Below are 14295 nucleotides of genomic sequence, written 5' to 3'. Positions count from 1 at the left end.
ACCCCTCCGGGGGCGGGGGCGGCCGTCTTTGCCGATCAACCCACGTTCGGGATAATGATCGTCCTGTTGTCAGTGGGGCCCGGTACGCTCGAAAGCACGATGACAGAGGACCTCTCACCGGCCGAGCGGTACGCGGCAGCCCGCAGGCGGGCTGCCGAGCAGGCCACCGCGCTCGCATCCTTCCGCGAGATGTACGACTTCGGCCTCGACCCCTTCCAGATCGAGGCCTGCCAGGCGCTCGAGGCCGGGAAGGGCGTGCTGGTGGCCGCCCCCACCGGCTCGGGCAAGACGATCGTGGGCGAGTTCGCCGTGCACCTCGCCCTCCAGCAGGGCAAGAAGTGCTTCTACACGACGCCCATCAAGGCCCTGTCGAACCAGAAGTACGCCGACCTGTGCCGGCGGTACGGCGCCGCGAAGGTGGGCCTGCTCACCGGCGACAACAGCGTGAACTCCGACGCCCCGGTGGTCGTGATGACCACCGAGGTGCTGCGGAACATGCTCTACGCGGGCTCGCAGACCCTCCTCGGTCTCGGCCACGTGGTCATGGACGAGGTGCACTACCTCTCCGACCGCTTCCGGGGCGCCGTCTGGGAGGAAGTGATCATCCACCTCCCCGAGTCGGTGACCCTGGTCTCGCTCTCCGCGACCGTGTCCAACGCCGAGGAGTTCGGTGACTGGCTGGACACCGTCCGCGGCGACACCGAGGTGATCGTCTCCGAGCACCGGCCCGTGCCCCTGTTCCAGCACGTGCTCGCCGGACGCCGGATGTACGACCTGTTCGAGGAGGGCGAGGGCCACAAGAAGGCCGTCAACCCCGACCTCGTCCGCCTCGCCCGGATGGAGGCGACGCGGCCGTCGTTCCAGGACCGCAGGCGCGGCCGGTCGATGCGCGAGGCCGATCGTGAGCGGGAGCGCCGACAGCGTACGCGGGTGTGGACGCCGAGCCGCCCCGAGGTCATCGAGCGACTGGACTCCGAGGGCCTGCTCCCGGCCATCACCTTCATCTTCAGCCGTGCCGCCTGCGAGGCCGCCGTCCAGCAGTGCCTGCACGCCGGCCTCCGGCTCAACGACGAGGACGCGCGGGAGCAGGTCCGTGCCCTGGTCGCGGAGCGCACCGCCTCGATCCCGCCGGAGGACCTGCACGTCCTCGGCTACTACGAGTGGCTGGAGGGCCTGGAGCGGGGCATCGCCGCCCACCACGCGGGCATGCTGCCGACCTTCAAGGAGGTCGTGGAGGAGCTGTTCGTGCGCGGCCTGGTCAAGGCGGTGTTCGCCACCGAGACCCTCGCGCTCGGCATCAACATGCCCGCCCGCTCGGTCGTGCTGGAGAAGCTCGTCAAGTGGAACGGCGAGCAGCACGCCGACATCACGCCCGGCGAGTACACGCAGCTGACGGGCCGGGCCGGCCGCCGCGGCATCGACGTGGAGGGCCACGCGGTCGTCCTGTGGCAGCGCGGCGGCAGCCCCGAGCACCTCGCCGGTCTCGCGGGCACCCGCACGTACCCGCTGCGCTCCAGCTTCAAGCCGTCGTACAACATGGCGGTCAACCTGGTCGAGCAGTTCGGCCGGCACCGCTCGCGGGAGCTGCTGGAGACCTCCTTCGCGCAGTTCCAGGCCGACAAGTCGGTCGTCGGCATCTCCCGGCAGGTGCAGCGCAACGAGGAGGGCCTGGAGGGTTACAAGGCCTCCATGACCTGCCACCTCGGCGACTTCGAGGAATACGCGCGGCTGCGCCGCGAACTGAAGGACCGTGAGACGGAGCTGGTCCGGCAGGGCGCCAACCAGCGGCGTGCCGAGGCCGCCGTCGCCCTGGAGAGGCTGAAGGCCGGCGACGTCATCCACGTGCCGACGGGCAAGTACGCCGGTCTGGCGCTGGTGCTGGACCCCGGCCTGCCCGCCGGCCGTTCCAACGGCCACCGCGGTTTCGAGCACCAGGACGGTCCGCGCCCGTTGGTGCTGACCGCGGAGCGGCAGGTCAAGCGACTGGCCTCGATGGACTTCCCGGTACCGGTCGAGCCGCTGGACCGGATGCGGATCCCGAAGTCGTTCAACCCCCGTTCGCCGCAGTCCCGTCGGGACCTCGCGTCCGCGTTGCGCACCAAGGCCGGGCACATCCCGCCGGAGCGGGCGCGCAAGCAGCGGTCGCAGGCCGCCGACGACCGCGAGATCGCCCGGCTGCGCACGGCGATCCGCGCCCACCCCTGCCACGGCTGCAGCGACCGTGAGGACCACGCCCGGTGGGCCGAGCGCTACCACCGGCTGCTGCGCGACACCTCGCAGCTGGAGCGGCGGATCGAGGGCCGTACGAACACGATCGCGCGGACCTTCGACCGGATCGTGGCGCTGCTGACCGAGCTGGACTACCTGCGCGGCGACGAGGTCACCGAGCACGGCAAGCGGCTGGCCCGGCTCTACGGCGAACTGGACCTGCTGGCCAGCGAGTGTCTGCGCGAGCGCGTCTGGGAGGGCCTCGGCCCCGCCGAACTCGCCGCCTGCGTGTCGGCGTTGGTGTACGAGTCCCGGTCGGGCGACGACGCGCTGGCGCCGAAGCTGCCGTCGGGCGGGGCGAAGGCCGCGCTCGGTGACATGGTCCGGATCTGGGGTCGGCTCGACGCTCTCGAGGAGGAGTTCCGGATCAGCCAGACCGAGGGGGTCGGCCAGCGGGAGCCGGATCTCGGGTTCGCCTGGGCGGCGTACATGTGGGCGACGGGCAACGGGCTCGACGAGGTGCTGCGCGAGGCGGACATGCCCGCCGGTGACTTCGTGCGGTGGTGCAAGCAGGTCATCGACGTGCTGGGGCAGATCTCGGCGGCGGCGCACGCGGAGGGGTCGACCGTGGCGAAGAACGCGCGCAAGGCGGTGGACCAGCTGCTGCGCGGTGTGGTGGCCTACTCGTCGGTGGGGTGACCGGCAGTCCGGTGGGTGTGGGAGACCGTGCGCCGCGGCTGAGCGCGCGGTCTCCCACACCCGTCCAGGGCCGGTAGGGCACCGGCCGGGGCGCGGCTCCGGGGGAGCGGTGCACTCTTCACGGTGACCGGCATTCGTATGCCTGTTCGCCATTACGAAGGGTGTTCGAACAACTGCACAGTGTGTAAATGGCTTCGAGCGTACTCCTGTCGCGGGGGCATTTTCAGATGCTTGCCGAAGAGGGCACGGCGATGATCCGGTCGGACTAAGCTCGCCCGAGGCGCACCGGGTTGAGGTGATTCGTGCGCTTGTTCCCCTTGTGTGAATCAGATCCCGATCGTCCGTGAACCTTCCCCTCGCAAGTCCCCCCGACACCCAGCCGACTCATCTCAGAAGGCATCCATGGTGAGTGTTCAAAAGCCTCCCGGCGGCCGTGAACGTCCCTGTGCGCGCGTCCTGTTGGCGCCGGCCATAGCGATGGCCGCAGCTGCCGGGGCCGCCGTCGCCCTGGTACCGCCCGCGGCCCGGCTCGCCGTCGGCGTGTGCGGAACGCTGGCCGTGCTGCTGGTCCTCGGCGCGGCCGGGGAGGCCGTCCGCCGTGGCCGCCGCCTCCGCGACACGCAGGCCGAACACGCCCGTCACACGGCGTACCTGGAACAGCGGATCGCCGCCCACAACGCGCTGATCGACCGCATCACCACCGACATCCTGCCCACCGGCTTCTACCGGCTGCGCCGCGGCGAGGCACTCCGGGACACCGTGAGCAACGTCTACGACGCGGACCCCGACCTGCGCGGCCTGCCCGAGAGCTACCGCGAGCTGGTGCGCGTCGCCTGGCGCGGCGCCGACCACGAGATCTCGATGCGTGACGCCACGGAGCGCTCCTTCGTGAGCATCGCCCGCCGCGTCCAGGCCATCGTCCACCAGCAGGCCAAGGAACTGCGCGAGATGGAGGAGGACCACGGCCGCAACCCCGAGGTCTTCGACGACCTGCTGCGCATCGACCACGGCACCTCGCTGATCGGCCGCCTCGCCGACACCATCTCGGTGCTCGGCGGCGGCCGGCCCGGCCGTCAGTGGCCCCTGCCGGTCTCCCTCTACAGCGTGCTGCGCGGCGCCATGTCCCGCATCCTGGAGTACCGCCGGATCGAACTCAGCTCCATCGTCAACATCAACATCAAGGGCACCGCGGTCGAACCGGTCCTCCACGCCGCCGCCGAACTCCTCGACAACGCCACCCGCTACTCCCCGCCGTCGACCAAGGTGCACGTCACCGCCGCCGAGGTGCAGTCCGGTGTCGTCATCGAGATCGAGGACGCGGGCGTCAGCCTCAGCGAGGAGTCCCGCGCCCGTATCGAGCAGGCGATCGAGGACGCCAAGAACAACGACGACGCCGACAACCTCGGCGAGAACCCGCGCCTCGGCCTCGCCGTCGTCGGCCGCCTCTGCAAGCAGTTCGACATGGACGTCTCGCTGCGCTCCTCCGCCTACGGCGGCGTCCGCGCGATCCTCATCGTGCCGCGGGTGATGACGACCACCGAGCCCGGCGTCGGCGCCGCGCACGGTATCGGCGCCACCGGCATCCCGAAGCCCGAACTCGGCGCCGTCGAGGGCCCGAAGCGCCCGCCCAAGAAGCGCCGCCCCACCAGTCCCAAGATTCCCGCGGGCATCTCCATGGAGGACGACGTCCCGGAGGTCACGGAGTGGACCGCGGGCGGTCTGCCGCAACGCCGCAGCCGGGTGAAGACCCCGATCGGCCAGCGGATCGCGGAACAGGCCGCCATCGAGCGCGCCGAACGCGAGGGCAGGCCGACCATCTGGTCCCAGAGCAGGCAGGAACCCGAGCCCGAGATCGATCCCGAGCGCAAGAAGCTCATGGACCGGCCGCCGGGCATGTGGATGGAAGCGTTCTGGGACGGCCTGCGCAAGGGCATGCCCGCGGACGCCACCGCCTCGGAACTGACCGACTTCACGCTCAACCCGACCAAGTACCTGCATCTGCTCAACGATCCGGCCGATCCCGGTGAGGGCGCCACCGAGGCCGACGACGAGGGGGACCTCAAGTGATCCAGCAGCGAGCGAACCTGGACTGGATGCTCAAGCAGCTGAACGACGGCGTGCCGGGTATCGAGATGATCGTGGTCCTCTCCGCCGACGGACTGCGCATCGCCCGCTACGGCGGCGACCCCGACGCCGCCGACCGGGTGGCCGCCGCGTGCGCGGGCGTGCAGAGCCTGGCCGGTGCCATCATCCAGGAGATCCCCGGCGCCGGTGACATGAAGGTCGTCGTCTTCGAGATCGACGGCGGCTACTTCTACCTCATGAACGCGGGCGCCAACGCCTACCTCGCCGTGCTCGCCGACGTGACCTGCGAACCGGGGCGGATGAGCGGCATGATGCGCGACCTCGTCGTCCGGATCGGGGCCCACCTGACCAGCCCGCCCCGGCGCAACGGGCAGGCCGTATGACGCCTTCACGACGCAAACGGCGCCAGCCGCAGCCGGTGGCGCCCCCGCCGTCCCCGCCCCCGTCCTCTCAGCCGGCCGACGGCCAGGAGACGCCCAGGAACCCCGAACGGCTGTACACCATCGCGGGATCGGCCGACGGCGCCCGGGCCGAACTCGACCTGGTGACCCTGGTCGTGGCGCGCTCCTTGCCGCAGCCGTCCGCCTCGCCGGAAGAGGCGGCCGTGCTCCGCCTCTGCGCCTCCCCGCTGTCCGTGGCCGAACTCTCGGCCTACCTCCAGCTGCCGTTCAGCGCGATGACCGTACTGATCACCGAACTGATCGGGGCGGACCTGGTGCAGGCGCGCGCCCCCATCGTCCGCCGGTCGGTCCCCGACCGTTCACTCCTCGAAGCGGTGATGCATGGACTTCAACGGCTCTGACACGATCCCCGGCCCGCGCACCGAGGACCAGCTGCCGCACACGGCCCAGGCCGCGGTGAAGATCGTGATCGTGGGTGGCTTCGGTGTCGGCAAGACCACCATGGTCGGTTCCGTCAGCGAGATCAGGCCGCTGACCACCGAGGAGACCATGACCCAGGCCGGCATCGGCGTGGACGACAACTACGGCTCCGACTCCAAGACGGCCACCACCGTCGCCATGGACTTCGGCCGTATCAGCATCACCGACAAGCTGGTGCTCTACCTCTTCGGCACCCCCGGCCAGGAGCGCTTCTGGTTCCTGTGGAACGGCCTGTTCGAAGGCGCCCTCGGCGCGGTCGTCCTGGTCGACACCCGGCGCCTGGAGGTCAGCTTCGACGTGATGGGCCGGCTGGAGGAGCGCGGCGTGCCCTTCGTCGTCGCCGTCAACACCTTCCCCGACGCGCCCCGTTACCCGGTCGAGGACCTGCGTACCGCGCTGGACCTCGGACCGGATGTCCCGATCATCGACTGCGACGTGCGCCGGCGGGCGTCCAGCAAAGACGTGCTGATGACCCTCATGCGCCTCCTGCACTCCATTGCCCTGTCGGGCGCCCGCACCTGACCCGCCGCCCGACCGATCCCCCCCCACCATCCGTTCCGGAGCGACACCGTGACGTCTGAATCCCCATCCCTGACCGGCACAGACCCCGCGTCCGGCCCGCCGCCGGGCTGTCCGGCGCACGGCCTCGGCCCCGGGGGACTGCACCGGCTCTACGGCCCCGACGCCGAGGACCTCAACAGCCTCTACGAACGCCTGCGCGAGCAGCACGGCCCCGTGGCGCCCGTGCTGCTCCCCGACGACGTACCGATGTGGGTGGTGCTCGGGCATGCCGAGAACCTGCAACTGGTGCGCAGCCCCTCGCAGTACACCCGGGACAGCCGCATCTGGAGCCCGCTGCTGGAGGGCACGGTCAAGCCCGACCACCCGCTCATGCCGCACATCGCCTGGCAGCCCATCTGCTCCCACGCCGAGGGGGACGAGCACCAGCGGCTGCGCGCGGCGGTCACCGCGGCCATGGCCACCATCGACCACCGCAGCGTCCGCCGCCACATCGGCCGCCACACCCAGGCCCTGGTCAACGGCTTCTGCGAGCGGGGCCGGGCCGACCTGGTCTCCCAGTTCGCCGAGCACCTGCCGATGGCCGTCATGTGCGAGATCCTCGGCATGCCCGAGGAGTACGACGACCGGATGGTGCAGGCCGCGCGGGACGCCCTCAAGGGCTCCGAGACCGCCATCCAGAGCCACGGGTACGTCATGAACGCGCTCGGCCGGCTCACCACCCGGCGCCGTGCCCTGCCCGAGGACGACTTCACCAGCCACCTCATCGCCCACCCGGCCGGACTCACCGACGACGAGGTCCGCGAACACCTGCGGCTCGTTCTCTTCGCGGCCTACGAGGCCACGGCGAACCTCCTCGCCAACGCGCTGCGCATGGTCCTGACCGAGCCGGGCTTCCGCGCCCAGCTCAACGGCGGCCAGATGACCGTGCCGGAGGCGATCGAGCAGTCACTGTGGGACGAGCCGCCGTTCAGCACCGTCTTCGGTTACTACGCCAAGCAGGACACCGAGCTGGGCGGCCGGCGCATCCGCAAGGGCGACGGCCTGTTGTTCGCTCCCGCGCCGGGCAACCTCGACCCGCGCATCCGCCCGGACCTGTCCGCCGGCATGCAGGGCAACCGGTCCCACCTCGCCTTCGGCGGCGGACCGCACGAGTGCCCGGGACAGGACATCGGGCGCGCCATCGCCGACGTCGGCGTCGACGCGCTGCTGACGCGGCTGTCCGACATCCAGCTGGACTGCGCGGAGGAGGAGCTGCGCTGGCGGTCGTCCATCGCCTCGCGGCACCTGGTGGCCCTGCCGGTGCGGTTCGAGCCGAAGCCGCAGCAGGACGTGGAGATGCCGCCCCGGCCGGTGGCCGTACCGCCGCAGCGCTCCGCCTGGCAGATCGGCACCCTGGGCAGCGACCCGGCCCCGGCCGCCGCGCCCCGGCCGGCGTCCCCCCGCCCGCCCCGGACCCCGGCCCCGCTGCCTCCGCCCGTGGAACCGTCCCGCCCCCCTGGCGTCTGGCGCCGCCTGCTGGCCTGGTGGCGCGGCGAGTGACGCACCGGCGTCTCCCGTGAGGGGCGGCCCCCCGCCGGGGCCCGGTCCGGCGGGGGGCCGCCTTCCCCGGCCCGCGGACTCAGTCCCCGGCGGCCCACTCGTCGTACGACGTCCAGGCCCGCAGTGCGCGTCCGCTGACGAACGTGTGCTCCGCGCCGGTGACCGGGTCGGTGAACGCCAGTCGGCGGGCGAGCAGTTGGAGGGGGCGGCGGAAGTCGCCGGCCGGCACCGGGCCGGTCACCTCGGGGTAGAGCGGATCGCCGAGGACGGGCACGCCGAGGGCGCTCAGATGCACCCGCAGCTGGTGCGTCTGCCCGGTCGCCGGGAGCAGCCGGTAGCGGGCCAGTCCGTCCCGGTGGCCGGCGAGCTCCACGCGCGTCTCGGCGTTCGGTTCGCCCGCCACCTCCCGGGCGGCCGGCACACCGCGCTCCTTCACGATCCTGCTGCGTACGGTGCGGGGCAGGACGAGCGCGGGATCGTAGGGCGCGACCGCCTCGTACTCCTTGCGCACCAGCCGGTCCCGGAACAGCGTCTGGTAGGCGCCCCGCTCGCCGGGCCGCACGGTGAACAGCACCAGCCCCGCGGTGAGCCGGTCCAGGCGGTGCGCCGCCGTCAGCGCCGGGAGGTCCAGCTCGCGCCGGAGCCGGGCCAGCGCGGTCTCGGCGACATGCGAGCCGCGCGGGGTCGTGGCCAGGAAGTGCGGCTTGTCGGCCACCACGATGTGCTCGTCCCGGTGGACCACCTCCACCGGGAACGGCACCGGCACCTCCGCGGGCAGCTCGCGGTGGAACCACACGAACATCCCCGGCCGGTACGGCGCCTCGGGGGCGACGGGCCGCCCGTCGGCGCCGACCACCAGCCCCGTGTCGAACATCGACGCGACGACCCCGGGCCCGGCGCCGGTGAGCCGTTCCACCAGATGCTCCCGCACGGTCGCCCACGTCCCGTCCACGGGCAGCCGGACCCGTACGGGGTCGACACCGTCGCGCTGGGGGAGCGGGGCGGGCGGGGGCGGCGTACGGCGTCTCACCGGTCCAAGGGTACGGGGAGCGGTCACCCGGAGCGCGGCCGTGAACGGGTGGGCCGCGGGCCACGGGATCGGCAGGATGGGGATCATGCCGTATCTCGGCAGCCCGGTCCTGGTCCCCGGGGCTCTCGCCCGCATCCCCCAGCCCGCCCTCACGGCCGGTGACGGCCTGGTCCTGCGCCCGTGGCGGGCCGACGACGCGCCCGCCGTGCACGCGGCCTTCCAGGATCCGGTGATGCACCAGTGGCACATCAGGTCATCCGACTCGGCCGAGGAGGCCGCCGACTGGATCACGCGGTGGCGCAAGGGATGGGAGGCCGAGCGGGACGCCCAGTGGGCGGTCGCGGACGAGACCACGGACGAGCTGCTGGGCCGGGTCAGGCTGCGCCAGATCCTGCTCGAGGTCGGCGCCGCCGAGGTCGCGTACTGGACGGTGGCGCGGGCCCGCGGCCGGGGCGTCGCCGCACGTGCCACGTCCGCGCTGGCCCACTGGGCCTTCGAGGGGATCGGCTTCCACCGCCTGGAGCTGACCCACGCCCTCGCCGACGAGGCGTCCTGCCGGGTCGCGGTCAAGGCCGGTTTCCCTGGAGGGCACCAAGCGCAGTGCCCTGCTGCACCCGGACGGCTGGCACGACATGCACCTGCACGCGCGCGTGCGAGGCGACGGCCACTGACGGGACCGGCGGCCCCGCCGCGCCCGCCGGCCCGGCTCAGGCCGCCGTCGCCGTGCCCTCCTGCTCGGCCTCGATCCGGGCGTTCCACTCCCGCTTGGAGGCCTGCCAGCCGTCCTCGTTGTGGCCGAGGCGCCAGTAACCGGAGATCGACAGATCCTCGCGCGGGAGCTGCCGTTCGACGCGCAGCAGCCGGCGCAGTTCCTTGACGAACCCCGCCTCCCCGTGCACGAACGCCTGCGGCCGGCCCTCGGGGAACGTCAGTGCCCGTACGGCCTCCAGCAGGGCCTCGCCGACCGGCCGGTCCCCGCGGTGCAGCCAGACGACCGGCACCTCGGTGTCGATCTTCTGCTCCTCCTCGGGCCCGGACACCTCGACGAAGGCGTGCGCACGGGTGCCGGCGGGCAGTGTCTCCAGGGCGCGGGCGATCGCGGGCAGGGCGCTCTCGTCACCGGCGAACAGATGCCAGCCGGCCTCCGGGTCGGGCGCGTAGGCGCCGCCGGGGCCCATGAAGCGCACGGTCTCGCCGGGCTGCACGCGGGCGGCCCACGGCCCGGCCAGGCCCTCGTCGCCGTGGATCACGAAGTCGAGGGTCAGCTCCCGCTGTCCGGGGTCCCAGGCGCGCACGGTGTACGTCCGGGTCACCGGCCACTGCTCGCGCGGGAACTCGGCGCGGATCCGTTCCACGTCGAAGGGCTCGGGGTAGGTGACGCCGGGGACGCCGAACAGCAGCTTCACATAGTGGTCGGTGCAGGTGTCCGCGGGGAGTCCGGCGAGGCCCTCGCCGCCGAGCACCACACGCTGCATGTGCGGGGTCAGCCGTTCGGTCCGCACCACCTGGGCGGTACGGGGCTTGCGCGGCCTTCGTCCGGGACGTTCTGCCATCACGGCCTCCTGCATACTGGTTAGGTTAACCTAAGTTAGCACTCGCTTTCCGTGAACACCCCGCCCCCGAGGGGTTGATGAGATCCCTTTGCCGGAATATTCCGGTCAGGTTCCCGTCAAGGCCGCTCCGCCAGCGTGGCCAGCAGTCGCTGGAGGGAGCCGCCGAGACCCCACCGCCGCGCCAGGTCCTCCAGGGCCGCCGGGTCACGCGGGGTGCGCGGCAGAGCGGGGTCGACATCCGGCAGCGGCACGTCGGCGGCCACCCGCACCACCTTCGGCGCGACCGCGACATACGGCCGGGCCTCGGTGAGCCGCCTGCGCTGCGACGGCGTGAGCCTGGCCCGGGGGTCGTCGACCGCCGCCATGATCCCGGCGAGGTCACCGAACTCGGCGAGCAGCTTGGCGGCCGTCTTCTCGCCGATGCCGGCCACGCCCGGCAGGCCGTCGCTCGGGTCACCGCGCAGCAGCGCCAGATCCACGTACCCCCGGCCGTCGACGCCGTACTTCTCCCGCAGCACCGCCTCGTCGGTCAGCTGGAGCGTGCCGACGCCCTTCAGCGGATACAGCACCCTGATCCCGCGCCCGTCGTCCACCAGCTGGTACAGGTCGCGGTCACCCGTGACGATGTCCACCGGCTCCCCGGCACGCGCGGTGAACGTGCCGATCACGTCGTCGGCCTCGTACCCGGCGACCCCCACACGCGCGATCCCGATCGCGTCCAGCACGTCCTCGATGACCGGCACCTGCGGGGCGAGCGTGTCCGGCACCTCCTCCTCGTCCGGTGCGTCCGCGCGCTCCCCGGCGACCCGGTGCGCCTTGTAGGTGGGGATGAGTTCCACCCGCCACTGCGGCCGCCAGTCGGCGTCCATGCAGGCCACCAGCCGCTCCGGCCGGTGGTCCCGGACCAGTCGGTCGATGAAGTCCAGCAGTCCGCGCACGGCGTTGACGGGCGTGCCGTCCGGGGCCCTCACCGAATCCGGGACGCCGAAATAGGCGCGGAAGTACAGCGAGGCGGTGTCGAGGAGCATGAGTCGTCCGGTCACGCTCGCATCATGCCGCACGGCAGTGACAGAGACCCGGCTCCGGCAGGGCGGCCGTCTACGGTAAGGATCAGGACAATCACCGGGCGTGACGGGTGGCGGGCCGTACGGGGGTGCCCGGCCCAGCTGGTCGGCGTGTTCCTTCGCTGACGGGGCCGGATCCCGGGCCGGTTCCGGTGCCTGCGATGCTGGCGCGAAAGGTGAGGGTGGGGGGTCACGGGCATGTCAGGGATGTGACAGCACGTGAAACGGTTTGCCGAACATGCGTAGGGTGCAGAGAAGTCATCGGGAGAGGTGCGCCCCCGGGCGGGCACCCGGACAGCGGCACGACGAGTGAGTGAGGGAGGGAGCCGGAGCGATGGGCGACCACAAAGAGCAGCAGCCCGTGCGGGTGGGCGCGGCCGTCCGGCGGCGCCGCCGCGCGCTGGAACTGACCCTCGCCGTCGTGGCCGAGCGCAGCGGCCTGTCGGTGCCCTTCCTCAGCCAGGTCGAGAACGACCGGGCCCGTCCGAGCCGTACCTCCCTGGAGAAGCTGGCCGACGCGCTGCGCACCACGGCCGTCGAACTCCTCGCCGCCGCCGACCCGGCGGCCAGCGTGGACGTGGTCCGGGCCGAGCCGGTCGCCGAGGGCGACTTCGACCCGAGGACCCGCTCCCTGGTGCGCGGCCACCACCAGCTGCACGCCTCCGAGTTCACCGGCGACCACGACGCCGGCCGCGAGTTCCAGCACCGCAACGACGAGCTGATGTACGTCGCCGACGGTGCGGTCGAGATCGAGGCCGAGGGCCGGGCCTACCGCCTGGGCCGCGGCGACACCCTGTACCTGACCGGCGGGGTCCGCCACCGCTGGCGGGCCACGGTCCCGGACACCCGGGTCGTCGTGGTGGCGGTCGCCGAGCACATCGAGGCCTTCCAGGACCGGTCCCGCTGAGGTGCGGGTCGTCTCCCTCGTCCCGTCGCTGACCGAGGCGGTCGCCCTCACCGTCCCCGGAGCACTGGCCGGTGCCACGGACTGGTGCGACCGTCCGGCGGACCTGGACGTCGTCCGGATCGGCGGTACGAAGAACCCGGACGTGGACCGGATCGTCGCCCTGGCCCCCGACCTGGTGATCGCCAACGAGGAGGAGAACCGCGCCCCCGACCTGGCCGCCCTGCGCGCGGCGGGCCTGGAGGTGCTGGTCACCGAGGTGCGGACCGTGCCGCAGGCCCTCACCGAGCTGGACCGGGTGCTCACCGCGTGCGGCGCGCCCGGACGGCCGGACTGGCTGGCCCGGGCGGAGGCGGCCTGGGCGGGGCTGCCGGAGCCGGTGGAGCGCAGGACGGCGGTCGTACCGGTCTGGCGCCGCCCCTGGACGGTCCTCGGCCGGGACACCTTCGCCGGTGACGTCCTCGCCCGCCTGGGCGTGGACCACGCGTACGCCGCCCACCCCGAGCGCTACCCCCGCGTCCCGCTGCACGAGTTGCGGGCGACGGACCCGGACCTCGTCGTCCTTCCCGACGAGCCCTACCGCTTCACCGCCGACGACGGCCCGGAGGCCTTCCCCGGGCTGCCCTGCGCCCTGGTCAGCGGACGGCACCTGACCTGGTACGGGCCGTCGCTGGCGCGGGCGCCGCGGGTGCTGGCCGCGGCCCTGGGAGCAGCTCGCCGCTGAGCACGCCGCGCACGGTGCCGCAGGCCGCCACGAGCCAGGCCGCCACCAGGGCGGCGTACAGACCGGCGGCCAGGACGGCGTACACGGCGAGACCGGTGTGCCGGGCGAGGGCCGCGGCACCCGTCACGCAGGTACCCACCGGGAAGGTGAACGCCCACCACGTCAGCGTGAAGCCCATGCCGTGGCGGCGGGCCCGCACCACGAGCGCGGTGGACAGCCCCAGCCACAGCAGCGCGAACCCCATGACCGGCACCCCGTACAGCACGGCGAAGACCGCGAGACCACGGTCGTACGGGTCCGGTACGACCCCCGGAGCGGCGTCCGCGACCAGTGCCACGGCGGTGGTGGACTGCCCGAGCGGGCCGAGGACCAGGAACAGGGCCGGGGTGAGCGCGGGCGGCAGCGGCCCGGTGGTGATCAGCCGGGCGAAGACCAGCGGCAGCATCAGCAGCACGGCCAGCAGGCTCAGCCCGAACAGCGCGAAGCAGCCCAGCAGCAGGGTCGCGCGCGGCTGGCCCGGCGGCAGGTGGGGCACGAGCAGCGGGCCGGCCGCGGCCGACACCATGGGCGCGACGAGCGGCAGCAGCCACACCGGTGTGGCCTCGGCGGCTCCGGCGCGGTGCCGTACGGCCATCAGGTACGGGACGGCCACGGCGGCCCCGAGCCCGGTCGCCGTACCGGCGGTGAACAGCACCGTGTCCAGGGCGACCGCCGCGCGCGTGCCGATCAGCTCCCGCCCCGCCGTCAGGGCGCCACCGCCCACCGCCAGCAGGGCCATCGCCAGACAGCCGTAGAAGGGGGCCGTCGCGGGGTCGAGGAGGTGGGTGCGGGCCTGGTCGGGATGGCGGGTCCAGTGCAGGGCCCGGGCGGCCAGCAGGGCCACCAGCAGGAGCAGGGACAGCGCCCAGACAGCCGCGAAGGCACCGCGCGGGCCGTGCGCGGACCCGGGCAGCGCGACACCGGCCGAGCCGACGACCGCGGTACCCATGACGGAGGCGTACCAGTTCGGGCCGAGGTGCCGTACCCGGGCGGCGCGGGACAGGGGCAGGGGCTGGGCTGCGGTGACCATGCGTCCACGGTGTCGGC

At 72.8% G+C, this 14295-nt stretch carries 12 protein-coding genes and 1 pseudogene; 9 read left to right on the top strand and 4 right to left on the bottom strand.

Annotated elements, in window-relative coordinates:
* The first annotated feature begins 54 nt into the window (after window positions 1-54).
* The 6 genes from ACF1BE_RS22925 (at window position 55) to ACF1BE_RS22900 (ending at window position 7934) form a co-directional block, all read left to right on the top strand.
* Window positions 55-2907 (top strand): DEAD/DEAH box helicase, encoded by a 2853-nt coding sequence (locus ACF1BE_RS22925; protein WP_392200871.1) that lies wholly within the window; start codon window positions 55-57, stop codon window positions 2905-2907.
* A gap of 402 nt (window positions 2908-3309) precedes the next feature.
* A complete protein-coding gene (locus ACF1BE_RS22920) occupies window positions 3310-4974 on the top strand; it encodes a sensor histidine kinase (RefSeq protein WP_392200870.1) in 1665 nt (554 codons plus the stop codon).
* Window positions 4971-5375, top strand: a complete 405-nt coding sequence (locus ACF1BE_RS22915) for a roadblock/LC7 domain-containing protein (RefSeq protein WP_356821672.1) — start codon at window positions 4971-4973, stop codon at window positions 5373-5375. Before ACF1BE_RS22920 ends, ACF1BE_RS22915 begins: the two co-directional genes overlap by 4 nt.
* The gene (locus ACF1BE_RS22910) at window positions 5372-5794 is read left to right on the top strand and encodes a DUF742 domain-containing protein (protein WP_392200869.1); all 423 of its coding nucleotides are present in this window, start codon (window positions 5372-5374) and stop codon (window positions 5792-5794) included. The genes ACF1BE_RS22915 and ACF1BE_RS22910 overlap by 4 nt, the downstream gene beginning before the upstream one ends.
* Window positions 5775-6395, top strand: coding sequence for an ATP/GTP-binding protein (locus tag ACF1BE_RS22905; protein WP_392200868.1), 621 nt, complete (start codon window positions 5775-5777; stop codon window positions 6393-6395). The genes ACF1BE_RS22910 and ACF1BE_RS22905 overlap by 20 nt, the downstream gene beginning before the upstream one ends.
* A gap of 48 nt (window positions 6396-6443) precedes the next feature.
* On the top strand, window positions 6444-7934 hold the full coding sequence (locus ACF1BE_RS22900; protein ID WP_392200867.1) for a cytochrome P450: 1491 nt from the start codon (window positions 6444-6446) through the stop codon (window positions 7932-7934).
* Window positions 7935-8013: 79 nt separating this feature from the next.
* On the opposite strand, the gene ACF1BE_RS22895 is transcribed toward ACF1BE_RS22900, so the two are convergent.
* On the bottom strand, window positions 8014-8964 hold the full coding sequence (locus ACF1BE_RS22895; protein ID WP_392200866.1) for a pseudouridine synthase: 951 nt from the start codon (window positions 8962-8964) through the stop codon (window positions 8014-8016).
* Between the two features lie 85 nt (window positions 8965-9049).
* On the opposite strand from ACF1BE_RS22895, the pseudogene ACF1BE_RS22890 reads away from it, so the two are divergent.
* Window positions 9050-9635: pseudogene (locus ACF1BE_RS22890) on the top strand (GNAT family N-acetyltransferase).
* A gap of 36 nt (window positions 9636-9671) precedes the next feature.
* Here ACF1BE_RS22890 and ACF1BE_RS22885 read toward each other — a convergent pair.
* Both ACF1BE_RS22885 and ACF1BE_RS22880 read right to left on the bottom strand, forming a co-directional pair.
* Window positions 9672-10517 carry a siderophore-interacting protein gene (locus ACF1BE_RS22885; RefSeq protein ID WP_392200865.1) on the bottom strand — a complete coding sequence of 282 codons (846 nt, stop codon included), beginning with the start codon at window positions 10515-10517 and terminating at the stop codon, window positions 9672-9674.
* Window positions 10518-10633: 116 nt separating this feature from the next.
* Window positions 10634-11560 (bottom strand): 5'-3' exonuclease H3TH domain-containing protein, encoded by a 927-nt coding sequence (locus tag ACF1BE_RS22880; protein ID WP_392200864.1) that lies wholly within the window; start codon window positions 11558-11560, stop codon window positions 10634-10636.
* A gap of 355 nt (window positions 11561-11915) precedes the next feature.
* Here ACF1BE_RS22880 and ACF1BE_RS22875 point away from each other — a divergent pair, with 355 nt between their 5' ends.
* A complete protein-coding gene (locus ACF1BE_RS22875) occupies window positions 11916-12488 on the top strand; it encodes a helix-turn-helix domain-containing protein (RefSeq protein WP_392200863.1) in 573 nt (190 codons plus the stop codon).
* 1 nt (window position 12489) lies between these two features.
* Window positions 12490-13209: a helical backbone metal receptor gene (locus ACF1BE_RS22870; RefSeq protein ID WP_392200862.1), complete on the top strand. Its 720-nt coding sequence runs from the start codon at window positions 12490-12492 to the stop codon at window positions 13207-13209.
* Here ACF1BE_RS22870 and ACF1BE_RS22865 read toward each other — a convergent pair.
* Window positions 13121-14278 (bottom strand): TDT family transporter, encoded by a 1158-nt coding sequence (locus ACF1BE_RS22865; RefSeq protein ID WP_392200861.1) that lies wholly within the window; start codon window positions 14276-14278, stop codon window positions 13121-13123. The two genes, ACF1BE_RS22870 and ACF1BE_RS22865, sit on opposite strands and share 89 nt — an antisense overlap.
* Window positions 14279-14295: the final 17 nt, after the last annotated feature.

It is taken from the genome of Streptomyces sp. NPDC014991, assembly GCF_043080665.1.
Classification (GTDB): domain Bacteria; phylum Actinomycetota; class Actinomycetes; order Streptomycetales; family Streptomycetaceae; genus Streptomyces.
Note: the sequence above shows the minus strand (reverse complement) of the source record. Positions and strands in the feature narration are given on the sequence as shown.

Coding starts and splice junctions, on each gene's coding strand:
- ACF1BE_RS22925 (WP_392200871.1), top strand. CDS start 55: ATGATCGTCCTGTTGTCAGTGGGGCCCGGTACGCTCGAAAGCACGATG.
- ACF1BE_RS22920 (WP_392200870.1), top strand. CDS start 3,310: ATGGTGAGTGTTCAAAAGCCTCCCGGCGGCCGTGAACGTCCCTGTGCG.
- ACF1BE_RS22910 (WP_392200869.1), top strand. CDS start 5,372: ATGACGCCTTCACGACGCAAACGGCGCCAGCCGCAGCCGGTGGCGCCC.
- ACF1BE_RS22905 (WP_392200868.1), top strand. CDS start 5,775: ATGGACTTCAACGGCTCTGACACGATCCCCGGCCCGCGCACCGAGGAC.
- ACF1BE_RS22885 (WP_392200865.1), bottom strand. CDS start 10,517: ATGGCAGAACGTCCCGGACGAAGGCCGCGCAAGCCCCGTACCGCCCAG.
- ACF1BE_RS22875 (WP_392200863.1), top strand. CDS start 11,916: ATGGGCGACCACAAAGAGCAGCAGCCCGTGCGGGTGGGCGCGGCCGTC.
- ACF1BE_RS22865 (WP_392200861.1), bottom strand. CDS start 14,278: ATGGTCACCGCAGCCCAGCCCCTGCCCCTGTCCCGCGCCGCCCGGGTA.